Source organism: Priestia sp. YIM B13490 (assembly GCF_042787735.1).
Lineage (GTDB): Bacteria > Bacillota > Bacilli > Bacillales > Bacillaceae_H > Priestia > Priestia megaterium.
The window spans coordinates 766,770-790,328 of the sequence record NZ_JBHZOT010000001.1 but is presented as its reverse complement, the minus strand read 5'-3'; the positions used below and the strand labels follow the sequence as shown (position 1 = coordinate 790,328).

28 protein-coding genes are annotated in these 23,559 nt (G+C 38.3%); 11 read left to right on the top strand and 17 right to left on the bottom strand.

Translation table 11 applies throughout. The annotated features are described in order from the left end of the window. Positions 1-18 precede the first annotated feature (18 nt). The gene (locus ACFX4R_RS04465; protein WP_043981417.1) at positions 19-1,341 is read right to left on the bottom strand and encodes an AlbA family DNA-binding domain-containing protein; all 1,323 of its coding nucleotides are present in this window, start codon (positions 1,339-1,341) and stop codon (positions 19-21) included. A gap of 148 nt (positions 1,342-1,489) precedes the next feature. Here ACFX4R_RS04465 and ACFX4R_RS04460 point away from each other — a divergent pair, with 148 nt between their 5' ends. Further along, complete coding sequence (locus tag ACFX4R_RS04460) at positions 1,490-2,044, top strand: HAD-IIIA family hydrolase (protein WP_097822759.1); 555 nt, start codon at positions 1,490-1,492, stop codon at positions 2,042-2,044. Here ACFX4R_RS04460 and ACFX4R_RS04455 read toward each other — a convergent pair. Further along, complete coding sequence (locus tag ACFX4R_RS04455) at positions 1,995-2,570, bottom strand: poly-gamma-glutamate hydrolase family protein (protein WP_165574942.1); 576 nt, start codon at positions 2,568-2,570, stop codon at positions 1,995-1,997. The genes ACFX4R_RS04460 and ACFX4R_RS04455 overlap by 50 nt on opposite strands. Before the next feature lie 228 nt (positions 2,571-2,798). Between ACFX4R_RS04455 and ACFX4R_RS04450 the strand changes: the two genes are divergently transcribed. Continuing rightward, positions 2,799-3,332, top strand: a complete 534-nt coding sequence (locus tag ACFX4R_RS04450; RefSeq protein ID WP_043981414.1) for a TetR/AcrR family transcriptional regulator — start codon at positions 2,799-2,801, stop codon at positions 3,330-3,332. After that, complete coding sequence (locus tag ACFX4R_RS04445) at positions 3,329-3,655, top strand: DMT family transporter (RefSeq protein WP_013057875.1); 327 nt, start codon at positions 3,329-3,331, stop codon at positions 3,653-3,655. The genes ACFX4R_RS04450 and ACFX4R_RS04445 overlap by 4 nt, the downstream gene beginning before the upstream one ends. 97 nt (positions 3,656-3,752) lie before the next feature. Here the strand turns inward: ACFX4R_RS04445 and ACFX4R_RS04440 are convergent, their stop codons facing one another. Then, positions 3,753-5,330, bottom strand: a complete 1,578-nt coding sequence (locus ACFX4R_RS04440; protein WP_016764821.1) for a peptide chain release factor 3 — start codon at positions 5,328-5,330, stop codon at positions 3,753-3,755. A 242-nt stretch (positions 5,331-5,572) separates the two neighbouring features. After that, on the bottom strand, positions 5,573-5,770 hold the full coding sequence (gene cspD / locus ACFX4R_RS04435; protein WP_013057877.1) for a cold-shock protein CspD: 198 nt from the start codon (positions 5,768-5,770) through the stop codon (positions 5,573-5,575). A 327-nt stretch (positions 5,771-6,097) separates the two neighbouring features. Here cspD and ACFX4R_RS04430 point away from each other — a divergent pair, with 327 nt between their 5' ends. Further along, positions 6,098-6,820, top strand: a complete 723-nt coding sequence (locus tag ACFX4R_RS04430; protein WP_237074396.1) for a DUF421 domain-containing protein — start codon at positions 6,098-6,100, stop codon at positions 6,818-6,820. 237 nt (positions 6,821-7,057) lie between these two features. Here the strand turns inward: ACFX4R_RS04430 and ACFX4R_RS04425 are convergent, their stop codons facing one another. Further along, the gene (locus tag ACFX4R_RS04425; RefSeq protein WP_043981412.1) at positions 7,058-8,545 is read right to left on the bottom strand and encodes a hypothetical protein; all 1,488 of its coding nucleotides are present in this window, start codon (positions 8,543-8,545) and stop codon (positions 7,058-7,060) included. A 535-nt stretch (positions 8,546-9,080) separates the two neighbouring features. Between ACFX4R_RS04425 and ACFX4R_RS04420 the strand changes: the two genes are divergently transcribed. From ACFX4R_RS04420 to ACFX4R_RS04405, 4 genes are all read left to right on the top strand, one after another. Then, positions 9,081-9,695, top strand: coding sequence for an NAD(P)-dependent oxidoreductase (locus ACFX4R_RS04420; RefSeq protein ID WP_028414459.1), 615 nt, complete (start codon positions 9,081-9,083; stop codon positions 9,693-9,695). A gap of 22 nt (positions 9,696-9,717) precedes the next feature. After that, positions 9,718-9,966, top strand: a complete 249-nt coding sequence (locus ACFX4R_RS04415) for a hypothetical protein (protein ID WP_013083940.1) — start codon at positions 9,718-9,720, stop codon at positions 9,964-9,966. A 275-nt stretch (positions 9,967-10,241) separates the two neighbouring features. After that, positions 10,242-11,321, top strand: coding sequence for a PrsW family intramembrane metalloprotease (locus ACFX4R_RS04410; RefSeq protein ID WP_043981410.1), 1,080 nt, complete (start codon positions 10,242-10,244; stop codon positions 11,319-11,321). Between the two features lie 152 nt (positions 11,322-11,473). Beyond that, positions 11,474-11,728 (top strand): hypothetical protein, encoded by a 255-nt coding sequence (locus tag ACFX4R_RS04405; protein ID WP_377568959.1) that lies wholly within the window; start codon positions 11,474-11,476, stop codon positions 11,726-11,728. 60 nt (positions 11,729-11,788) lie between these two features. On the opposite strand, the gene ACFX4R_RS04400 is transcribed toward ACFX4R_RS04405, so the two are convergent. The 7 genes from ACFX4R_RS04400 to ACFX4R_RS04370 form a co-directional block, all read right to left on the bottom strand. After that, positions 11,789-11,929: a hypothetical protein gene (locus ACFX4R_RS04400; protein ID WP_013057884.1), complete on the bottom strand. Its 141-nt coding sequence runs from the start codon at positions 11,927-11,929 to the stop codon at positions 11,789-11,791. 259 nt (positions 11,930-12,188) lie between these two features. Further along, positions 12,189-13,043: a manganese catalase family protein gene (locus ACFX4R_RS04395; protein ID WP_013057886.1), complete on the bottom strand. Its 855-nt coding sequence runs from the start codon at positions 13,041-13,043 to the stop codon at positions 12,189-12,191. A gap of 328 nt (positions 13,044-13,371) precedes the next feature. Further along, positions 13,372-14,328 carry a siderophore ABC transporter substrate-binding protein gene (locus ACFX4R_RS04390; RefSeq protein WP_377568956.1) on the bottom strand — a complete coding sequence of 319 codons (957 nt, stop codon included), beginning with the start codon at positions 14,326-14,328 and terminating at the stop codon, positions 13,372-13,374. A gap of 23 nt (positions 14,329-14,351) precedes the next feature. Beyond that, positions 14,352-15,110: an iron ABC transporter ATP-binding protein gene (locus ACFX4R_RS04385; protein WP_043981407.1), complete on the bottom strand. Its 759-nt coding sequence runs from the start codon at positions 15,108-15,110 to the stop codon at positions 14,352-14,354. Next, complete coding sequence (locus ACFX4R_RS04380) at positions 15,104-16,051, bottom strand: iron chelate uptake ABC transporter family permease subunit (RefSeq protein WP_060746379.1); 948 nt, start codon at positions 16,049-16,051, stop codon at positions 15,104-15,106. The genes ACFX4R_RS04385 and ACFX4R_RS04380 overlap by 7 nt, the downstream gene beginning before the upstream one ends. After that, the gene (locus tag ACFX4R_RS04375; protein ID WP_097822768.1) at positions 16,044-16,994 is read right to left on the bottom strand and encodes an ABC transporter permease; all 951 of its coding nucleotides are present in this window, start codon (positions 16,992-16,994) and stop codon (positions 16,044-16,046) included. Before ACFX4R_RS04375 ends, ACFX4R_RS04380 begins: the two co-directional genes overlap by 8 nt. 552 nt (positions 16,995-17,546) lie before the next feature. Beyond that, on the bottom strand, positions 17,547-18,353 hold the full coding sequence (locus ACFX4R_RS04370; protein WP_377568951.1) for a cell wall hydrolase: 807 nt from the start codon (positions 18,351-18,353) through the stop codon (positions 17,547-17,549). 362 nt (positions 18,354-18,715) lie between these two features. Between ACFX4R_RS04370 and ACFX4R_RS04365 the strand changes: the two genes are divergently transcribed. Beyond that, entirely contained in the window at positions 18,716-18,970 is a 255-nt protein-coding gene (locus ACFX4R_RS04365) for a hypothetical protein (protein WP_013057893.1), read from the top strand. Between the two features lie 81 nt (positions 18,971-19,051). Here ACFX4R_RS04365 and ACFX4R_RS04360 read toward each other — a convergent pair whose 3' ends face one another. The 5 genes from ACFX4R_RS04360 to ACFX4R_RS04340 form a co-directional block, all read right to left on the bottom strand. Beyond that, complete coding sequence (locus ACFX4R_RS04360) at positions 19,052-19,216, bottom strand: hypothetical protein (RefSeq protein ID WP_013057894.1); 165 nt, start codon at positions 19,214-19,216, stop codon at positions 19,052-19,054. Between the two features lie 325 nt (positions 19,217-19,541). Then, complete coding sequence (locus ACFX4R_RS04355) at positions 19,542-20,105, bottom strand: NAD(P)H-dependent oxidoreductase (protein WP_028409265.1); 564 nt, start codon at positions 20,103-20,105, stop codon at positions 19,542-19,544. 291 nt (positions 20,106-20,396) lie between these two features. Further along, the gene (lepB, locus tag ACFX4R_RS04350; protein ID WP_043981403.1) at positions 20,397-20,957 is read right to left on the bottom strand and encodes a signal peptidase I; all 561 of its coding nucleotides are present in this window, start codon (positions 20,955-20,957) and stop codon (positions 20,397-20,399) included. 83 nt (positions 20,958-21,040) lie between these two features. Next, the gene (locus tag ACFX4R_RS04345; RefSeq protein ID WP_097822777.1) at positions 21,041-21,397 is read right to left on the bottom strand and encodes a nuclear transport factor 2 family protein; all 357 of its coding nucleotides are present in this window, start codon (positions 21,395-21,397) and stop codon (positions 21,041-21,043) included. 101 nt (positions 21,398-21,498) lie between these two features. Then, positions 21,499-22,044 (bottom strand): hypothetical protein, encoded by a 546-nt coding sequence (locus ACFX4R_RS04340; protein ID WP_165574938.1) that lies wholly within the window; start codon positions 22,042-22,044, stop codon positions 21,499-21,501. A gap of 288 nt (positions 22,045-22,332) precedes the next feature. Between ACFX4R_RS04340 and ACFX4R_RS04335 the strand changes: the two genes are divergently transcribed. Together ACFX4R_RS04335 and ACFX4R_RS04330 are read left to right on the top strand one after the other, a co-directional pair. Next, the gene (locus ACFX4R_RS04335) at positions 22,333-22,989 is read left to right on the top strand and encodes a DUF975 family protein (protein WP_043981401.1); all 657 of its coding nucleotides are present in this window, start codon (positions 22,333-22,335) and stop codon (positions 22,987-22,989) included. Between the two features lie 114 nt (positions 22,990-23,103). Continuing rightward, positions 23,104-23,517 (top strand): DUF1259 domain-containing protein, encoded by a 414-nt coding sequence (locus ACFX4R_RS04330; RefSeq protein WP_029715116.1) that lies wholly within the window; start codon positions 23,104-23,106, stop codon positions 23,515-23,517. Positions 23,518-23,559 lie beyond the last annotated feature (42 nt).

The following is a 23,559-nucleotide window of genomic DNA, read 5'->3' as shown; positions in this document are numbered from 1 at the left end:
GTCAAAAAATTGTATATTTTATCCTTGATTTAATGAGTGTTTAAGAAAGTCAATGGACTGGTTTTTTGAAAGGCCAAACGCTGTCACGATATAATCAACGTAGGCAAGAAGCTCCAGATTCCCTCCTAATTTTGTTGTTTTAAATGATCGATTAAATCGATATTGCTTTTTATCTGAAAAGACGAGCCCTTCTTCTTCTAGAAATGTTTGAAATTGCTCATGTGGAAAGTAAAGCACATCGTTTCGAACGTTCTCTAAGTCAATCACAATAATCATATCTTCCAGCTCTGCTTTTAATTCCATCATACAATCAATGTATCCGCCGATGCAGCTGATTAAAGATGTGAGAAAAAAGGGTCCGTTTATATATTGAAACTGCTCAAAAATCGTCTCATCGATGTAGCTTGAAATACTTGACTTTAATACGTCATGAATTGGTTTTGATTCTTCCATGTACGGAATAGGAATATGAAACTTAGCTGATCCGTTATAAAACTGCTCCCACGCAATTGTTTTATCATACGCATCAATCACATCTGTGCTTCGAAAAATGATGGATTCCGCTGAATAAGAGGCTTTAACAAACGGTGTATGCAGCATCACCGTACTCTCGTCGTCCAAACGATAGTATTTTGGCTCGCTAGACTTGCTTAAAATATATTGCTTTAACCGTTCTTCTTCCATTTGTTCAACTAAATGCAAATCATATAGTGGCAGCACGTACATATTACACATCCCGTAATGAATATAGCTTTTCCCGTGCATCGGCCATTTTCTGTTATAGATAGACAGTTCTTTTGTGCAAAATTCCTCTATTCGCTGCGTTTGATCCTCGGATTTTTGATAGAGTCGATCTAAATGATAGCGATCATCGATTTCCGTAACGGGAGATGTGCCGCTTCCAATTCTTCTGTAAATTTTCCCGTAAGACATGTACGGAGGGTTCGGGCCTTCGGGAATCCAAATAACAAAAACACCTTGCCCGGGGTGATCTTCAGGTGATAAAAAACGCGTAACGATACGAGGAATGGGATTGGTGACATCTTTAAGCATATTATTAATAAACAGCTCATATTCTTTGCGCTCGAGCAGGTTAATGGAATGGTCGTCTTCATCTACGCCAAAAATAAGCCACCCTCCTTTTTCATTGGCAAACGAAGCGATGATATTTGGGATTTTCCGTTTGACCGTTGAGCTTACTTCGCGCTTGAACTCAAGCTGATAGCCTTCTTCTAAATGTTTTTTCATCATGCGCTGCACATCTGAAAACTCAATTTCTCCAATTGTTTTTTTCTTTCCGTCTTCGCTTATAAATGGTGAATAAAACGATTCTTCGTTCACTTGTCTTCCCCCCCTCACCACTTCTATTTAACTTATCCATATGATGAGAAGTAAAAAGACAGTCATATTTCTTTGATTTTTTTCAAAAAACAAAGTTTTTACCAAATTAATCCTGTTTTATATTATGATAGAAAAAGAGGTGAAGAATATGATTGAAGCAATATTTTTAGACCGAGACGGAACAATTGGAGGCAGTAATGAAATACAATATCCAGGTGATTTTCAGCTGTTCCCCCAAGCAAAGCAAGCGATTATAGACATAAAGAAACAAAACATTCCGCTGTTTTCCTTTACGAATCAGCCCGATATTACAAAAGGAAAGGTAAAGAAATCACAGTTTATCTCTGAGCTTTTAGCTTTTGGATTTGATGATGTTTACCTTTGTCCTCATGAAGATTCAGACAATTGTTCGTGCCGCAAACCAAGGCCGGGCATGCTGTTAAAAGCAGCCGAGGAGCACAGCTTAAATTTGGCTAATTGCATCGTGATTGGCGACCGGTGGAAAGACCTCGTAGCGGCCCATGCAGCAGGAGCACAATGTATTTTAGTGTTAACAGGAGCTGGGCACGACACGTTACATGTACGGGAAAAATGGGCTGACGTACAAGCAGCCTTTATTGCAGCCAATATACAGGAAGCTGTTGAATTTATCTTTACATCACTGAGTTCACAGCCGATACTACCGCATTCACATACTCGTTAAACAGCTGATTGTTCTGTAATAATTGTTCATACTGCGGAGTGGTTATTTCAAGCTGCAGTCCTTTGTGGCGCTGATTGCCGTTTGCGATATTTCGAGGTGAAACGCCTTTTAAATGCACGGGCGTTTCACTGATCGGAAAACCTGAGAGTGCACGACGCACCGCTTTTTCTAACTTTTCGTCTCTTCCTCCGATATAAGTCGTGCAGACGTCGCTGTAGGCACCGTGAAGAGAAATCGTGACCTCTGATTTTTTAACAAGGTGACGCGCCATTTCTTCATCGTAGTTTGCAGACGTAACATGCAATTCAAACGGATTTTCTGTTTTCAGCGTTTTAAATACGTACACCGTTGCGTTCAGCTTTTCTGCTATTTTTTCTGCTACTTCTTCTGTCCCAATTTCCATCGTTCCTCCGTGAATAGCAAGCACGACAATTTCTCTCCGGCGAACGACACATTCTATTTCGTAATCAATTCCCGCTCGTTCACACTGTGATAGTTCTTGAAAACTTTGATACACATCCCTCATCCGTTTCTTCACACCTTTCTTTTATCTTTCATATACCCAGGCTTTATTTTTTCTTTTTCTTCATATAGTAAAGGTATTAACCCTTTGTTTACTCGTTTATTTTTGTTTTTATACTTTATATTTTAGTGTGCACAAAAATTTTTTTTGAAATTCGAAATAAAAGTATTGCCAAACAAACCGTCCAGACGGTAAAGTATTCTAGGGAAAATCAAAAAGGAGGAAATTCGTGTGTCTACATTTGATGATATATTGCTTGCAGCTACGCAGGTTGTACAGCGTGACGGCGTTGGAAATTTGACGCTTGAAAAAGTAGCAAAAGAAGCCGGCGTCAGTAAAGGCGGTTTGTTGTATCACTTCTCTTCAAAAGATGAATTGATTAAGCAAATGCTGTATTCAGTCACAAAGAAATATGATGACGGACTAAACGTACAAGTTGAACATGACAATTCTCCTGGCAAATGGAGCCGGGCTTATCTCGCTGAGACGCTTCATGACCTTCAGCGTGAACAAGTGATGAGCGCGGGGTTACTTGCAGGTATTGCAACCAATCCTGAACTCCTGCAGCACTTTCAAAAGCAATACGAAAAGTGGCAGCAGCACATTGAACAAGACGACATTGATCCAGTCCTTGCTACCATTGTGCGCCTAGCAGCTGACGGATTATGGTTCAGTCAAATGTTTGGGCTCGCACCCGTGGATCCAGACATGCAAAAACAGATTCAACAACAACTTCGGAAATTAACAGAGGAGGGTTTTCGATGAAAGCCTATTTATTTTTAGCGATTGCTATTAGTTCAGAGTTATTCGGTACATCTATGTTAAAAGCATCAAACGGATTTACAAAATTTTGGCCTAGTCTTGGTGTTTTATTAGGGTTTGGTCTGGCCTTCTATGCGCTTTCCACATCGCTTCAGCACATTCCACTCAGCGTTGCGTATGCCATCTGGTCTGGTGTAGGAACTGCTGTGACAGCTGTGATTGGCGTAGTTATTTGGAAAGAAAGCGGCAGTCTCACGATGGTATTTGGCATCGTATTAATCATTGCAGGAGTCATTCTTTTAAATTTAAAATCAGTGGCTCACTAAAAAAAGAGCCAGTAAATACTGACTCTTAAGCAAAGGAGGAAAATCGACTGTCTACTTATGAAAGTAGTATGTATCGTTTTCCTTTTTTTATACTCTTTTATAGATTAAACGGGTCTAGGAATTTAACAGATGGATATTTGTCCTGGAACAAACGCCATACAAAATCGTTTTCAAACATAAGAACGGCATGTTTATCACGATCTTCTACTAGCATCACGCGAGAATCTAGCATGCGATCTTCAATTGTTGATTTGTCTACCCATTTTGCAATGTTATGAGACATGCGCGTGAATTCAAGATCGACGTTGTACTCGCCTTTCATACGGTGTTCAAACACTTGGAACTGAAGTTCACCGACTGCTCCTAAAATATAATCTCCAAAGAACGGCGTACGGTAAAGCTGTACGGCTCCTTCTTGTACAAGCTGATTAATCCCTTTTTCAAAGTGCTTAGATTTCATTGCATTTTTCGCACGAACTTTTACAAACAGTTCAGGCGGGAACTTTGGAAGAGCATCAAATTCGAATACTTTTCCCTCTCCTACAATGGTATCGCCAATCTGATACGTACCCGAGTCATACAAGCCAATGATATCCCCTGGATACGCTGTGTCTACTGTTTCACGGCTTGATGCCAAGAACTGATGAGACTGCGCTAGCTTCATTTTACGGTTCGTTCTTGCTAACGTCACGTTCATTCCACGCTCGAATTTCCCTGAACATACGCGTACGAACGCAATGCGGTCGCGGTGAGCTGGGTTCATGTTCGCTTGAATTTTAAAGATGAAACCTGAGAAGTTTTCATCCGTAGGCTGAACGGTGCCATTCGTTGATTCACGAGGCTGCGGCGGTGATGTTAATTGTAAAAATGAATTAAAGAAAGACTGTACACCAAAGTTTGCAATCGCACTTCCGAAGAAAACAGGTGTTAATAGGCCTTGCTTTACTTTTTCAATTGAAAAATCATTACCTGCTTCGTCTAATAGAGATAAATCATCCACTAAGCCTGGTAAATACATTTCATCGACGTGTTTTTTAATTTCATCGTCGATATTTTCACCGTCAAAGTCTGCAAAATATGACTCTTTGTTTCCTTGGTATACTTCAATTTGTTTTGAAAAACGGTCATACGTTCCTTGGAATCGTTTCCCCATGCCAATTGGCCACGTTACAGGGTATGATTCAATACCAAGTACATCTTCAATTTCTTCAAGCAGCTCAAGCGGCTCTTTTCCTTCACGGTCTAATTTATTGATAAATGTTAGAATAGGAATACCACGCATACGACAAACTTTAAAAAGTTTAAGCGTTTGTGCTTCAATCCCTTTCGTTCCGTCAATAACCATGACCGCACTGTCTACAGCCGTTAAGGTACGATACGTATCCTCACTGAAGTCTTCGTGTCCTGGTGTATCCAAGATGTTAATAAAGTGATCTTTATACTCAAACTGCATAACACTTGATGTAACCGAAATTCCACGTTGTTTTTCGATTTCCATCCAGTCAGATGTAGCAAACTTGCCTGATTTTTTTCCTTTAACCGTTCCGGCTGAACGAATCATTCCGCCCAGTAACAGCATTTTTTCTGTTAACGTTGTTTTCCCGGCATCCGGGTGAGAAATAATGGCGAATGTACGACGTGAATCGACCATCGTTTCTTGAAGTTGGTTGTTCATACGTTTTAAAATCCTTTCTGCTCTACAATTCCTATTTTCATCATTTCATTATACGCTTTTTTTATACTGCGTGACTAGTTTTTTTCATATTTGAATACTTCTACAAAATCAAAGAAATCGTCAACAAGGTGTAAAAAGCGAACAAGAAAAGACCCCTTTTATAAAAGGGGCCTTCTCCCAGTTTAGTTTAACGAACGACCAGAGAAACGTTCTGCTGATCGGCTTAAACTTTATAAAAAAAATTACTTTTGAACGTTAGCAGCTTGTGGTCCACGGTTGCCTTCAACGATTTCAAATGTAACTTCTTGACCTTCTTCTAAAGTTTTGAAACCTTCGCCTTGGATAGCAGAGAAATGAACGAATACATCGTCTTGTCCTTCTACTTCGATGAAACCGAAACCTTTTTCAGCGTTGAACCATTTTACTTTACCTTGTAACATATCTCTTTTCCTCCTTGTGTGACAATCCACACATTGTGTATTACTCTATTCCTGCTCTTACAATAAGTCAAGACGAACACTTCGAACTATCCTTACCGAACAAAAATAAGCACCTTTATTGTAACAAATCCTCCAAAAAATTTCAAAGGAATTTGCACATTCTTTTTGTTTGCTTTGATCCCTTACCTACAGCCTTTCCGCCCCTTTTTAAGCAGCCGAATGTGAACGCATTATCCGCACTTCTTCTTGGTGTTTTTTCTTGTATAACGATCCTTTAAATGGATAACGCTATAGAGATAGATACTCTTTCTATTTATGAGAAAGCAGGTGACATCACAACCTATGGAAGACATTCTCATGTCCCTTCTTAGAACCTTTGTTTCTTTCATTATCTTAAGCATTACAACTTTCCTGATTGGAAAACAAATTAACACGCATAATAATCATTTTACATTTGCGATGTCCATCATTATTGGGTCGTTCATCGCAAATATGGGATTTGATTTAAAATTAAAATTTCTGCCGATGTTCGCTTCTTTTGCTTTTCTTGTAGCCATTCATTTTCTTTTAGCATCAACAGCTCTAAAAAGCAGGCGCTTGCGAAAATGGATTACAGGACGCCCGACGGTTATTATGGAAAAAGGAAAGCTTCTTGAAGCAAATATGAAAAAAGTCAAATATTCTATTGACGACTTGAATCAGCATTTACGAGAACTAGGAACGTTCAACATTGCTGAAGTAGAATTTGCTGTTTTAGAAGTAAGCGGAAAACTGTCAGTATTAAAGAAAACTGCTTATCAAAACATTGCCAAACAGGACGTTTTGTCTAAGCCGTTTAAAGAAATGAGTTTACCGGTAGAACTCATCATGGACGGAGAAATTATTCATAAAAACTTAACATCTCACTATACCGAACAGTGGATCAACCTTGAGCTTTCAAATCGTCAGCTTCAGTTGAACCAAGTGCTGTATGCAGTTGTGTCAACAAACGGCATGCTCTATGTAGATGAGTATAAAGATCAGCTGTCCGCTCCTACAGACAGAGAATAAGATTGAGACATACCTAAATTACGCCAATCTAAAGACAGACAAATGGAGTGAATGAGTTCGTATGGATCGCTTGAGACATCGCTGTTAATTTTTGTACAGGGCTTTGCTCTCCTATCAACAGCTAGAAGCAGCTACATATATAAAACCTATGTTCACGATCACCATAAAAAAATCCGAACGAGTTTGATTCTTGATGGAGAATCAAACTCGTTCGGATAAAATATGTTTGTCCCAGTTTCACTGTGCCATCTCTTCAACGGTTCCTTCTTTTAAGCCATAGTAATTCCGTTCAAATCGCTTTATTTCTTGATCATAGCGGCGTACTTTTGCATCGGCTAGCTGACGGCTTTGTTTTGTTTCTTCAAGCAGCTCGACCTGCTGATTAATTTGAAAAATAGTCGTCGACAGCTCGTCTTGATAATCATAAATTTCATTTTGAATATCCACGCATACGGGCAAGCGATTTGCTAAAATAAAGTCCGTCATTTGCATAAGCACTTTTTTACGCTCTACTTCTTTCACTTTGCTTTTGACGGCTCGTTCTGCAGAACGAAACGTCAGTCTTACTTTAGAGAAGAAATCACCTTTAATCGAAAGCTTGCGCTGCAGTTCTTCTACATCTTGTTTTAATGATTCATGCTCTTCAATCATTTTTTGAAGCACAAGCCCTCCGTTTAACGATGTGAGCTCCATTTCATCAAGCTGATGGCGAATGGCTGTTTTGAGCGTTTCAATTTGCTTCACCGTCTTTTTCTCCGTAGCTCGGAGCTGCTTAACATACTGCTCTGTTTTATAAATAAAGCTGTCTAACCGTTCACGGTCAAACAGTGACTGCTCTTTCTTTTTCATATAATCTTGATACGCTGTGTGTACAGACGACCACTTGATCAGCAGAGACTGATAATTCAACAGCTCATCCTGATGCTCAAGCTTGTACGTCCACATCAGCTGAACAACTACCAATAACAGCGGCAAAAAAGTTCCAGCTTCTTTGCGTTTTGCAATAATTTCATGACTTTCAAAGCTCGCCATTAAAAACAGCGGCGCATTCATACTAAATAGCAGTGCTGGCGGGTAATTAACGGGAATAAAGATACTCATTACGGTTGCCATAAGGTCTGAAATAGCAGGGTATGCGTGCGGAGGAAGCTGTTTGTACAGTTCAATTGTCCCTTTTTTCTGCAGCAGTTTCACAAGTGCTTCCTGCTGATATTCTCCTAATGCATCAATCATTCTTTCCTGATACATGGGGGGCAGCTGTTCAATCCAATTCATCAGCTGCTGCTGAAACACAGCTTGCTGACGATTTGTAGCAATCATGTATTGCGAATCAATTAGATGAAAGAACAGTCGGGTTTGATGGCGCATTACGTCTTCCAGCGTATGACAGCGTGCAATTGAAAACAGCTCATTGTATTTAGATACAAGCAAATTTCCAATGTTATCGCTTAACTCGTACAGCTCGCCATTTGTTGTAGCATGGGAAACAGGAAGTTCAAAAAACTTCGCCATTTCAAGCAAAATATGCAGATGCATGTCTACTTCAGGCTGTTTTTCAAGCAATTTCATTTCTTCTATCAATGACGCTTGAAAATCCGTATGCTCCGTTTGCTGATACTGTGCTGACATTTCCGTATAAATGCGGTGGTCACATAACACATAAGCAGCTCTTAGGATATCGCCTTTAGACGTAAGCAACCCATACAATAACTGTTGTCCGTTCATCTTCACACCGTCCTTCATTAAATTTTCTTACTATAGCTTTCTATCATTTTATACTTTTTCTATAAATTCGATGCAATAGTTCAAATTTCCTGTTATCTTTCTTCTTGCTTCCTTAATACAAAGAGTGCCGTCCAACATGACATCAGTGCAGGCGGAATGGTCCAAGTCATATATCGCCACTCACCCGTCACAAGCGCCATAATGAAAAAGATGAGCGGAAAACCTATTAGTACTATGATGATACGTGCTCGGCTTACCGATTTTTTCATAGTGCATCGCCCCTTCTGTTCGTCCCTTATTCCTATAATACCCTTTCGCTTCTATAGCATTAAACACCTTTATAAACCGTTCGTACATTTCTTTGTTTTCTAGACAGTCTATGACATAAGTTTTAAAAAAGAACAGAGGATACCTCTTACTTTGGTGAATCTCGTAAGCAGCTTTTATGTTTTGACAAGCTAAATCGAGAAAAATGTGTTATGGTAAAAGAAAATTTCGTTTTTACTACCTACATTGAAACGAAAGGGTTGATCGTATGAACATTTTTTTGATTGGCGCAAGCGGCAGGACCGGACAGGAATTAATAAAGCAAGCGATTAAAAACGGACATTATGTAAAAGCATTTGTGCGAAATCCATCTAAGCTTAAGATAACGCATGCGAACGTACACATCATACAAGGCGACGTGCTTGATTATTATGAAGTTTGTCAGGCCATGCGAGGGTGTGATGCAGTAATTTCTTGTCTTGGAACCGAAAATCTAGGGCATTCTACCCTTTTAGTAGAAACGACAAATCTGCTGATTCAATGTATGAATGAAAACGGAATTCAGCGTATCGCCTACACGGCTTCTGCCGGAATCGACGGAGAAATTCCAGGCATGACGGGCTGGCTTGCTCAGCGTATTTTAAAAAATGTGCTTCGCGATCATCACGAAGCCGTGAAGCTCTTGAAGGTAAGCGGGCTCGACTGGACTGTTGCTCGGCCAATGGGTTTAACGAGCGGTCCATTAACTACGTATTATCGTATAGGAGAAGCTAGCATACCAGAAAACGGACGCAACATCAGCCGTTCTGACGTCGCTCACTTTCTTCTTCAAGCCGTAGAAAACAACAGGCATATAAAAAAATCACTAAGTCTTTCGTATTAAGTGTTCTAAAGGAGTGTTGATAGTGAACCTATCAAAAATTTTTCTAAAAATAAGTCTTGTACTTTTAATGGCATGCGTCTTTATTGAAGGTAATTTTCAGGTGGCGCTTGGCATCTTTGCTGCTGTTTGCATGCTTGTCATCATTTTTGCCAAGCCTCTTTCAAAATCGCTGCTTCCTGCTAATAAAAAACCAGGAAAAAAAGACCGCGAAACATTAATGATGGTCATTGGTGTCATCGTTTTTATTTCAGGAAGCTTTTTTATTGCGTAGTAGCATTGTAAAGAAAACAGGCTTAAATCCAGATTTTCAATCATATAAAGGGCTGTGCTGTAAGTCGAATGTTCGGCTTACGACACAGCCTTTTTTTGTTTCATGAGGTCTCTTTTAGCAATAGCTTCTGTCTTTTATACACATACCATTCCATTATTTAAGCAAATTACCTATCAAACCCTCTTATGCTTTTTTCATCAGTTCACATAATATATGTAGAAGATGTCCTAAGACAAGCGTCAAACGATTTGTATCTAGAAAAAGGAGGAAGATAAATGAAATGCCCCCATTGCGCTTATTCTAATCCGGAAGGGGTAAAATTCTGCTTAAATTGCGGCCATGAAATCGTGGAACACGACGAAAACTACAGCATATTCTACTTGTTTGCCCATCGTGTTGATAAAATCCCAAGAAATGAACGTTCGGTTGAACCTAAATTTCGAAATATATTCTCTCGAGTCTTCCGACAGCACAGTGAAATGGAAGCTGAACGGCTTTTTATTGTAGGAACAGGGCTTACGACTCCCAAAATAGAAGAAGTTGTAAATACATGGCCAAAGCCTTGGCTTTTTGCAAGAGTCTTTCTTATTGCGCTTCTCGCATACTTAGGGCTATATCTAGGCGTAAGCTTGTTCGAAAACATCAACTTCATACCCGGTCTTATTGTAGTCGGTGCTTTTGCAGTGCCATTTACTACGCTTATTTTCTTTTGGGAAATGAACGCTCCGCAGAATATTGCTATTTACAAAATTGTTTATGTCGTTTTTATTGGCGGAATCCTTTCACTTTTATTAGCACTTGTGTTTTATGATATTCTTGGAAATAACACAAACGTGATCGTGATTGGAATATGCGAGGAACTGGCTAAAGTTATCGCGGTTATTTATTTTGTGCGCAATCTTAAATATAGATATGTGCTTAACGGTCTCCTCTTGGGAGCTGCAATAGGAGCTGGTTTTGCTGCTTTTGAAACCGCTGGCTATGCTTTAAGGGCACTTCTTTCAGGCAGCTTTCACATGCTTTATTCTACAATACTTTGGCGCAGTATTTTTGCTCCTGGAGGACATGTGGCTTGGGCTGCCTTAACTGGAGCTGCCGTCTGCATCGTCCAAGGAAATAAGAAATTTCAGTGGAGCATGTTGATAAAACCAAAATTTCTCGGTGTATTTTTGTTTGTCGTTTTTATGCACGCTCTTTGGGACTCACCTATACTAGGTATGTTGCCCGCTGGACATACAATTTTAACGGTTATATTATGGATTTTAGTATTCAGTATGATTCGTATTGGGCTAAAAGAAATCGCAGATAAAAAGTTGGAATTGACCTACTGCAAAGAAAATCCTACCCCCTCATAGGAAATGTTCAGCTTGCGTTAAGCTGCCCGTTTTAACTTTTTATTACCTTTATGTTTCATTTTGAAAATTGTTGTTACAAATTGTAAAAAAAACATTCAAACTACCTGTACATGGTATGATAACTTCAATAACATGAAAGGGTGACTTGGTGGATGAACCTAACTGAAATTAAGCACATGATAGCAAATTTAGTAAATTATAGAGATAGCGAGATTACTCATACTCTTGCCAATAGGTTTACACTAAGTTATTCAAAACAATTAAACAGTTTTCAAATCTGCGATATTGAAAACGATATCATTTATCGTTATGAAGAACCAGAAACAACTGCGTTAGCTCTGTTTAACATGGTCCATCATCTTCCTGAGACTATTTATAGACATACTAATTCGTTTGAACAAGTTTAAAGCAGCAAAAAAAGCTCATTTATTAACTAACATGAGCTTTTTTGCCGGTGTTTATCTATTTTAGTTATTTATAACCTTCTTCAAAAGAAGAATATCCTTTTTAATTGCCCGTCTAATTTCTTCAACTTTGCAGCGTTTGTATTCTTGTACTAAGCGATAGAGCTCTCGTTTAAATAAAAATTCATCTTTTTGGTTACTCATAGCAGCATACCCCTTATTTGCTTTCTATCACAAGCGATTAAAGAAAGTATTCCCTTTTCTTCTTGTAAAAAACAAATAAATTCACAAACAGATGTAAAAAAGCCCTTTATCATGCGCTTACAGGAATGGCGGGATGTGCTTTGCGCTAGACAAATGAAAGAATTTCGCTAAAACAAATAAAAAAACATTGACTACGAGCTCTCAGTCAATGTTTTTTATTTATTTCAGCTTTGTTTAATTAAAGTCGATTCACATACTTTTACGCGTTCATATCTCCTAAACCTGGAGCATGCTCATTTGGCATTTCAGATAAATGAGGGACTGGAAAAGCTTCCGGTGGAGGTGTTACGCTCAAGTCTCCGCCATTTCTGCTTGGGGTCTGCCCTTGGAATATTTCTCCCATTCGATGCGGATCTAACCTAAAATCAAATTGCGTGTTATGATACCCCATCTCGACAAATTTTCTGCATTCAGGGTATTTGTTAATATCATAATTTGGTACAGGGAATAGTTTTCCCCAGTCCACGCCTAATGTTTCAAGAGCTTTTGCAAACGCATTTTGATGAGCATTATCTCGAACAATTAAGAAACCTAGCGTTTCTCTTAACGTTTGGTTAGAACTCATTTCGTATATTCTTGTTTTTTGTAAAACGCCGGTTGATTCTAATACAACGTTATTGAGCAAATCAGCCACTAGATTTCCGTGATTATAAACCCACGAGCCGTTCCATGGATTTCCGCCCGCATCTACTGGCAGTGAGCTTTGAGCGCCCATGATATAGTGATGAGGATTAGCATGTTTTACGGCTTCATCAAGAGGAGCCTGATCTGAACCTTGACTTCCTACCCCGGCTCCGCCAGATTCATCTAACAATGCATTAATGGTATTTTGAACGAGTTCTACATGAGCAATTTCTTCTAAAAAAACACCTTTCATTAAATCGCGATACTGCGTCTCTTTCCCTCTGAAGTTAGAGCTTTGAAAGAAATATTGCATCATCGTCCGCATTTCACCAAACTGCCCGCCTAAGGCTTCTTGCAGTACCTTCGCGGCCGCAGGATCGGGCTTATCCGGTTTAATGCCATTGATTAATCCTTCTTTGTAATAATACATATCAAACACTCCTTTTACTGACATTGCTTGTTTTTCGAACTAGCTTATGTAGATTTTTGTCCCCTATATGATTATTCACTTGCATACCTGTTGCTTTTCTTCTTAACATATTTTAGCGTGCCATCTTTCTACCATGTGCACATAACTACTGTTTCCAGATGCGGCCTTTTTATTCTAGGTAGCTAAAAGACAACTTCATTGAAACACGTGGATAACACCCTTTGTTATAAGCAAAAAACTGCTCGCAGCGGTCTTTTTACAGTCACGGAACCGTGAATACTTTGAATGCAAAAAAAAAGAGCTGGTCAAAATCAGCTCTTTTTTTCCATTACTTCTCTATCCCTGCTTTGATTTCTTTAATCATGCCAGCCATTGACTCAAGGCCTCCTCCAGATAAATACCAAAGGCCTGGATCCAGATACACAACGTGATTGTTTTTCACCGCATTGACTTCTTTTACGTACTCATTTTCAACAATTTGTTTAGCGGATGATTTTTCACCAATCGCTGCACCGCGGTCAACGACGAATAAGTAGTCTGGATTTTGCTTAACTAAATATTCGTATGAAATGCTTTGACCGTGCTTAGCGGATGGATCTAAACTGTCGTCTGCTGCTTTAATACCGAATATGTCGTGGATTAATCCGTATTTAGAACCCGGACCAAACGCTGTCATTTTGCTATCATTTGCCATCATTACAAGCGCTTTTTTATCTAGTTTGTCCGCTTGTTTTTTCAAATCTGCAATTTGCTTATCAATTGCTGCTAGCTCTTTTTTCGCTTGATCTTCTTTATCAAAAATTTGTCCTAGTACTTTTGTATTTTCTTTAAATGACTTCATATAGTGCTGGTTGTCCGTATCGATATAGATCGTCGGCGCAATTTTTGAAAATTCATCGAATGAATCTGCTTGGCGGCCTTGAATAATAATTAAGTCTGGCTTTAATTCTGCAATTTTTTCGAAATCAGGTTCTTTTAAGCCACCTACATTCGCATACTTATCATCTTGATATTTTGATAAATACTCAGGAATCGCTTGTTTTGGCAAGCCCGCCACTTCAACCCCTAGTTTATCTAGTGTATCAAGTGCACCCATGCTGAATACTACAACTTTTTTAGGGTTTTTCTTAATTTTAATTCCGTCTTTATTGAACTGATCGGTTACTGTTACCGTCTCTTTTTGCTTACTTTCTCCGCCTGTTGTTTCTTTTGCTCCTTGATTACCGCAAGCGGCTACAACAATCGCAGTTAAGACTGCTACAAACATTACTAACACTTTTTTCACTTTCGTCACCTCATGAATAAATTTTATGAAAAATACACGCAAATACGCTGTCCGTTAACCGTTTCGATTGGAATATCCATATCGTATATATCCTTTAATACAGACGTTTGAATGATGGTTTCTGTTGGGCCTTCACAGATTACTTCACCGTTTTTAAGTGCCACAATATAATCCGAATAAACAGACGCAAAATTAATATCGTGAATGACAATTACAATCGTTTTGCCTAAGTCTTCTACGAGACGTTTCAACAGCTTCATAATTTCAACAGAATGCTTCATATCTAAGTTATTGAGCGGTTCATCTAAGAAAATATACTCCGTGTCCTGTGCGATGACCATAGCGATAAAGGCCCGCTGACACTGTCCCCCGCTCAGTTCATCCAAGTATTTGTCTTGAATACTTTCAAGCTTCATATAACTTAGCGCCTGATCAACCGCTTGTTCATCACTTTTTGTTAACCGGCCTTTTGAATAAGGAAACCTTCCAAAATTGACGAGTTCACGTACGCTAAGCCTGATATTCAGCTGATTGGACTGTTTTAAAATGCTCATTTTTTTGGCTAAATCTGAGCTGTCAATATTCTCTATATTTTTTCCTTCTATTGATATTGATCCTGAGTCGGCTTTAATGAGACGGCTCATAATTGAAAGCAGCGTACTTTTCCCCGCTCCGTTTGGACCGATAAATGACGTGATTTTCCCTTTTGGAATCACGACGGATGTTTTTTCCAAAACGGTTTTTTCTCCGTATGTTTTACTGACATTTGTTACTTCTACCATGATTTATTCTCCTTTAGCAGCAAATAAATAAAGTAAATTCCGCCGGCAAAGTCAATGATGACGCTCAGCGTGGTGCTGAAGGTGAACACTTTTTCAACGATAAATTCTCCTCCGACGAGAGCTATAACACTAAGCAGCAGTGATCCCATCATTAAATAGGTGTGCTTGTACGTTTTGAACAGCTCTCTCGCAAGGTTCACAACAAGCAGTCCAAGAAAGGTAATCGGCCCAACTAACGCTGTAGCCACTGAGACAAAAATGGCGATCACAATCAGCATTTTTTTGACGAGCCCGTCATAATCAATACCTAAATTTACCGCATGTTCTCTTCCAAGCGACAGGACATCAAAAATGGATGTAAAGCGCCACACGTAAATACCAAGCAGGATAAATATGACGGCTGCTATGTATAGCAAATCGGTATTAACATTGTTAAAGCTTGCAAATGATTTATCTTGTACAACTTGAAATTCATTCGGATCGATCAGCATTTCCATAAATGAAGACATGCTTTTAAATAATGTGCCGAACACAATTCCAACCAGTAAAATAAAGAAAATATTCTTACCGGCTTTTTTGAACATCAGTATGTAAAGCAAGACCGAAAAGATAATCATCAGCGAAACGCAAAGAAGAAAGTTAAGATTTTTGTTCATGATGACAATATTCGTCGAGCCAAAGATGTACACAATAAACGTTTGCAGAAATAAATACAGTGAATCCAGTCCTAGAATACTAGGAGTTAGAATTCGATTATTAGTAATTGTTTGAAAGATAACGGATGAAAAAGCAATGGCTCCTCCGGTTAAAACAATCGCAGCAACTTTTTCAATTCTTCGCGGCAGCGTGTACTGCCAGTAGCCTAAATCGTAGCTGATAAACAGTGCCACTGATAAAACGGCCAGCGCGGCGAGAATGATGATTTTATGTTTGTTATGCATAACGACCTCTCCTTATCAGCATAAAAAGAAAGATCGCACTTCCTATTACACCGACCATTAGCCCAATAGAGATTTCATAAGGGAAAATAATGACTCTGCCTAAAATATCGCACGCCAGTACGAACACAGCTCCAAGCAGCGCTGTATGAGGCAGGCTTTTTCGCAAATGATCTCCACGGTAAATCGATACGATATTTGGAATGATTAATCCTAAAAAAGGCAGCATGCCAACGGTCAAAATCGTAATCGACGTAATAAGCGAAACAATGACTAATCCAATGTTTACGATTTGTTTGTATTTCACGCCTAAATTGATTGAAAAGCTTTCTCCCATACCAGCAACCGTGAACTTATCTGCGTAAAGATAAGCAATTATTACGAGCGGTATACTCAGGTATAAAAGTTCATATCTCCCTTTGACTACTAGCGAAAAGTCGCCTTGCAGCCATGAAGAAAGGTTTTGAATCAAATCGTATTTGTAGGCGATGAAGGTAGCTAAGGAACTTACGATACTGCCGAGCATTAAACCGACTAGTGGAATATAAATCGTATCGTTAAATTTAATTCTGTCTAGTATTCTCATAAACAATAGATTGCCCGCCAGTGAGAAAATGAAAGCAATGCTCATTTTTAATAGAGGACTTGCTGAAGCAAATACTAGTAGAGAAATCAACACACCAAGTCTTGCCCAGTCCATCGTTCCTGCCGTTGTTGGAGATACAAACTTATTTCGCGTAATTTGCTGCATAATTAATCCGCAAATACTAAGGCTCATTCCTGCCATAATAATGCTCAAAAGCCTAGGAAAACGACTAAAAAACAGCGTTTGACTTTCTTCTTTTGTTAAATGAAAGAGATCCGTCGCTGACAGATCTTGTACGCCTATAAAAAGAGACGAAACTGCTAGTACAGCAAACACAAGAATTAACTGATAAAATTTCAACTTTCCTTACTCCTTTCTTCCCTCTATAAGTCTAGTTATCTCCTCCTTCATCACATGTAAATGATTATCATTATCAATTGACTTTCTTTATCATATCATTATTCTCTAAATAATCAATGGTTTTCTCAAAATTTAAGCAAAAAAATACCTTAACAGATGGACCTGTTAAGGTATTTTAAGGTTCAATTAGACTTAAAAAATAGCTATTTCTTTCTTCATCTAAAAGAGGATTGAGACATAACTGTATTAATCTAAAGATGAATAAATTAGATACATTAACTCGTATGGATCGCTTGGTACGCCCATCTTGATTTCCGTGCAAGGCTTCTCGCTTTCCGCTTTTTTCGCAGGAGTCTTCGCCTTCCCCTCCAATTAACAGCTAGAAGTAACTACATATATGAATCTGCGTTTACCATAACAACAAAAAAATCCGAACCATTAATAACGATTAATGATTCGGATTTAACTTTAAGCAAAATACTTTTGTGGCAGTCTCTCTGTATCAACATTACATATATATGAAATATATGTTTATATTTGAAAGAAATCTACTTATTTTGCAAATACATGGTTTCCGATAACTGCCGTTACTTGCTGCGTTGCAACCCATTGGCTTTCAGCGATTTTCGGATTATAGAAAAACAGCGCATCGTTTTCATGCGGGTTTGATAATGCTTCGCTTACCGCTTGTTTTGATTCTTCTGATGCAGGCTGATTAATTGCGCCGTTTGCTACTGGTGAAAATTGATATACGCCGTTTCCTAGCTGCTGATAAATAACGTCGTGAATGTTATTTGGAAATTCCGGTGAAGCTACACGGTTTAATACCACAATTGCTACCGCTACTTTTCCTTGGTACGGCTCACCTTTTGCTTCTGCCTCTACTAATCTTGCTAGTAAATCTTGATCTTGTGCAGAAACCGATGTAGACGGAGCAGGTTGTGCCGGCGCCGGTGCTTCTCCTTGAAGTTTTAACGTTTGTCCGATGGTAATGATATCACTTTGTAAACCGTTAACAGCTTTTAACTGATCCACAGTCATGCCGTTTTGTGTTGCAATATGATATAACGTTTCGCCTTGTGCTACTGTATGTACAGATGTTGCCGGACTAGCGGCAGGTTGTGCTTGTCCCTGGTCAGGAATCGTTAATGTTTCTCCAACGTAAATCATGTCGTTTTGGCGGTTATTAGCACCTTTTAGCTCATCTACCGTAACCCCATTTTGTTGGCCAAGCCCCCACAAGGTATCTCCTTTTACGACTTTGTGCGAAGCTGCTGCTGATGCTGTTCCTTGACTTGCTAGAAATGCTACAGACGCTGCAGAAGCAACTGCCCATTTTTTTACACGTTTTTTACTCACAAAAACTACCTCCTAAAATTTGAACCTGTTATTACCTTAGCACATAGATTCGCCTTTTCATTAAAAAAAACAGTAACATTTGTTCTAATTGGATTAAGTTTCTTACAGTGCCATTCATTATGTTACAACTTTTACATGACCCTTAAAGAATATGTAGAAATATGACGATTTCATTGCGAAACGAGCTTTTTATCTGTTTACTTACATTCCTCTTTCTGTAAAAAACTTGATTTAATTATGATTAATCGCAGAGATAAAAAGGAAAACAGCAGTCAAATAGAGAAATAGTGTAACTATTGAGGAATGATTCAGCGCTTCTTTGTCAATTTACGTTTGTTTATTAATAAAGGAGGTCTATTTGGATGTGTGCAAATAAAATGTATGTGACGTATAACACGGAGAAACCGGCTATTACAATTCAAGGAGCTTTTTATCATACGGGAGGAACGCAGGAAGAGTTTTTGCGGGAATTCAAGTACTGGCTTGAATCTCACGGCTGGTCATTTATGGGCGTAACAAATGAAACAACGATGACAACGGCGAACAAAGAGTTAAAAGAAACGATGGAACAGCATAAAATAGAAGGCAAAAAAGTTCAAAGACTAGAAGATTTATAACGATTGCTTCTGTGACCCTTCACACATGTCCAAACGCCAATACGTAAAAAAGCCTTTAGATGAGCTAAAGGCTTTTTTACATTAACGAGAAAGTGCGACCACCTTCTGATTTTCTACTCTCTCTTCAACAGGCTTTCTCATTTCTTTTTCCGTCCATACGCCAATGCGTTTTTGTCTTTTTCCAAGAGGCTGTTTTTCACATGCATAGCAAATTTCTGAAATATCATCAAAATGAGCTAACGACATCTTTATCCCTCCTTTTCTAAATATACACAGGCAAGTTAGTATACTTCTTCCCTTATTTTCCAAAGCTAAACTGCTTCTTCTTATATTTAAACAATTTATAAACAAACGGAATAAATAATTTCTACTTCATTATCATTTAGATTGTTTTATTTAGATATAGACGGGTAAACAAAAACTATCCCACCTCACACCCTGAAGTTTGAAACTGTCACGTAAAAAAGCTGCTTTCTATCCATTACATGGATAGAAAGCAGCTTTTTTATGTTTTTTTCTTTTACTAGCTGTAAAATCTAAGGATACTCTCAGAAAACGAACGGCTATACTTTTATTGATGCTCTCCTATTCCAAATACTTCTGCTACATGATTTTCTAATTTATGCTTGTAGTGATCAATGTTTGGATGTTTGACTACGTCATGAATAGAGTAAGTTGGAAGTGGACTCATACCGACGTACTGATTCATTTTATGCAAATGCATAATGGCTTCGTCTAAACTTTTTCCTTCATAGAAAGCTTCGTCATTGTCGAAAATAGCTTCCGGCGCATTCCACGTGAGAGAAAACATGTATTTTTTCCCCGTTAATAAGCCGCCTCGCCCGTATTGATTGGAGCCTTTAAAGAAAATGTTATCCATATACACGCGATCAATATATTGCTTAAACTTTCCGGGAATGCTGAACCAGTAAATAGGCGTCTGCATAATCACAACATCAGCCCATAGCCACTTTTCAATTTCTTCTTCTACTTCGTAGCCTTTATCAACCACCGTTGTTTTAATGTCAAATTGATCAGCGAGTAAATGCTGCATTTCGTTAAAAATCGTTTGATTTAACTCTCCTTTTGATTTTTTATAATACTCGTGTCCATTAATGATTAATACGTTTTTCAAGCTGACCTGCTCCTTTCCAAAATCCTTGTTTCTTTATCTTCATATATTTGTATACCCATAAAAACTACTTACCTATCAGTACTATCTCTTACTTTGAAGTAACATAGGCACCTAGAAGTCCCTTTTTAAACACCCTTATGATTTCCTAAACAAAGAAAAAAACAAGGTCTAATTTACTGATTTCTTAGAAGATGTTTAACTTGCATAAAGCAAATCGTTTTTTAAAATCAGTTCTTTTAACCCAATAAAAAAGGCTGGCGAATTAAATTCCGCCAGCCTTTTTTCCTTTTTTTATTTCGGTTCGCCTACTTCATTTAATGGATAGTAGCGAAACTGCACTTTTCCGATAACTGATTTTTGTGGAATGAAGCCAAATGCTCGTCCATCATGACTTACAGGACGGTTGTCCCCCATTACAAACAGTGAATTTTTCGGTACCTTCACTTTGCCATCAGTTGCAGGCAGCGTTTGAAGCGTAAAATCTTCCGTGAATTTTTCATTAGGTGCAAGAGAATTTTTAGATTCTTTTAAATACGGCTCTTTATAAGCTTTACCGTTAATATATAAAACGTCGTTTTTCATTTCTACCGTATCTCCTGGCAGTCCAATTACACGTTTAATATAATTTTCATCTGCATCCGGTGCATGAAATACAATCATATCAAAGCGATCAACATCACTGATTTTATTTAAAATAACGCGGTTTGAATCTTCAAACGTTGGATACATCGATTCCCCGTGAACTGTAGTTGGCGCAAATAAAAAATGGCGAACTCCCACTACAATAACCAATGCAATAACAATGGACTTAATCCATGAAAACACTTCTTTTTTTACGTTATTTTTGCTCATCTCAAAACATCCCTTACGTCAAAATATACTTTCATCATAGCATCAAATAGAGGGAAAGTATAATAATAACCGAATAATCTTATTTATTGATCACCGTTTGTCACTGTGCCTTGATGGAAAAACAAACGCCACTTTTCTTCTCTTTTTCGCCAAATAGAACTGCGAAGCGTCTTTTTTTCTGCCGTATGGTTCATAAGATGATAGGTAGTTAATACACAGTCAGGAGACAATACGTCTATATGAAAATGAGAGATTTCGAATACATCTGGCGAGAGTACATGATTGTTATTGTAATCTTTTCGTTTCCATACCGTGCCCGAACTGCCAAACTCCACGTAATCATCTGCAAGAATGTTTGAAAGCTCTTTAGCAGAGGTTCGTACTTCTGATTTTAAGTGCATGCATTCTAATTCATAAAATATTTGGGTAGCGTTCTCCATTTTTTATTCATCTCCTCTTACGCTTATTATAAAGAAATAACGCGTTATTTTCATACAAACAAACCATACTCATATCCCGTATAGATATAAGTATAGTTTGTTCAGCTGATTCTATAGCGTCTATTCTTACCTGCCATCCAATCGCTAATGATTTTCACCACAATTCCTATGATAAATACTGTGAGAAAAGAATAAAAAATTGTCCAGTTCAGCAATTCATATAAATGCAGCGCTCTAAATAGCGGAATACCTATAAAAGCAATAATGGCAGAATTAACGGCATGTGCGATGAAGAAAAATTTCCATTTGCTAAAAAATTGGTAGACGAGTGCGATACTTACCGGAATAATAGCAAAGTCAACCGTATTGAAGCGATCTGTAAACGGAAGCATCTGGTGAAGATAGCACCACAGGTTAAAAAATTTCCCGAATTCATCTACCAAACCGACTATGTCAAAGCTGATAAAAAAAACGAGAATCATAAAAAAGAGGCGCTGTCTATCAATAAAAAAGTAAAAAAGCAGCAAAAAAAGAGCGTTTATCACCACTATGAGCCACCATTGAAAACTAAAAAGATCTTGATGAACCCAATAAGAAAATTCCTTTTCATTTAAGACTTGTTGCATCATTTTGATCATTTCAAACATAGAAATCCCTCCTATCTTAGAAAGTCTGTCCATGAGGGTTTCACTTCATACAAAAATGCCAAATCACGCATGGTGCTTTCCTTTCTTACATCCATCTTCTTCAAAAACAGATTGTACCTATTTAGCGATTTCTATCTGTCTAGTAAAAATTTTTCGCAGGAGCTTTGCTTTTCATCTCAGAACCTATTGACTATTATTTTCATTTCATACAAAATTAACAATTGTGCATGGTTTACATGTTAATACGAGCAAAAAGATACTGTTTTGCAACATTAAAGGAGGAACAACATGAACATCGGTACGATTAAAAGAGAAGCTAAAGCTTCTTTAAAGAATCGCTGGGGACTTGCGATTTTACTGACGGTGGTGACGTACGGAGTATATACGCTTCTGCCTATTCCATTTGAAATTGTGGCAAGCGGCGGCTATGACAATTGGATGAAAGATGAATCTGATTCGGCGTCATGGATTTCAACTGCCTTTGCTATTGTCTTTTCGCCTCTTCTCATGGCGAACTACTGGGCATTTTTAGGTTTGGCGCGAGGTGAATCTGTCCGATTGGGACATTTGTTTAAAACATTCCAAGACTTCGGTCTTTATGTAAAGTCACTAGGAATTTATGTACTGATGACTCTTTATGTGATGCTGTGGTCACTGCTTTTACTGATTCCTGGAATTATCAAAGCACTGGCATATTCACAAACGTACTATATTTGTAAAGACAATCCTACTTACTCGATGAATCAAGCGATTACAGAAAGCCGCAGGTTGATGAATGGTTATAAAGGACAGTACTTCCTGCTGCTACTAAGCTTTCTTGGCTGGTTTTTATTAAGTATTATTACACTAGGAATCGGCTTTTTATGGTCTATTCCATACCTTTCTGCTTCACTTGCCCGTTTTTATGAAAATTTGTTAAATGAACGCTCATCGCATGCTGAATAATAAAAAAATCCTCTTCAACGTGAAGGGGATTTTTTTATAAGAACACTGTTTGCATAAGTGAAGCTCTGATGTCATAAAGCTTACTAAGAGTCTAGAAGAAAGGCAGGAGCTTATATGTATACTACAAATGAAATTTGTCAGCAGTTTGGCCAGATTTTAAACGCTAAAAGCAAAGTTAGTCCAACAGGATGCTCAGTGTCTCTTAAAAGAAGCTTTCAAGCTCATGTTCAAGGGCGGAAAAGCAGCTCTGTCGTTCCTGTTGGTGTATCATTTGAAGCGATAGACGCACAGGGAAACGCGTTAAACTTGGCTGAGATTGCTATTTTACAAGAAGAAATCCCCCGTTTTACAGAAGCTGCTGCGCGGCAAGGTCTTATCGTAAGCGCTTTGCATAACCATTGGCTTTTTACAGAACCGGTCCTTATGTATCTTCATATTCAATCTGTCGAGCCTCCTTTACATTTTGCGAAAAAAATGGCTTTTTGTTTTACAACCCTCAAGAGTCTTCCCGTTCCGACAAACGAATAATTTATTAAACGCATCTCTCAGGTATATTAGAGAGGTGAAAGA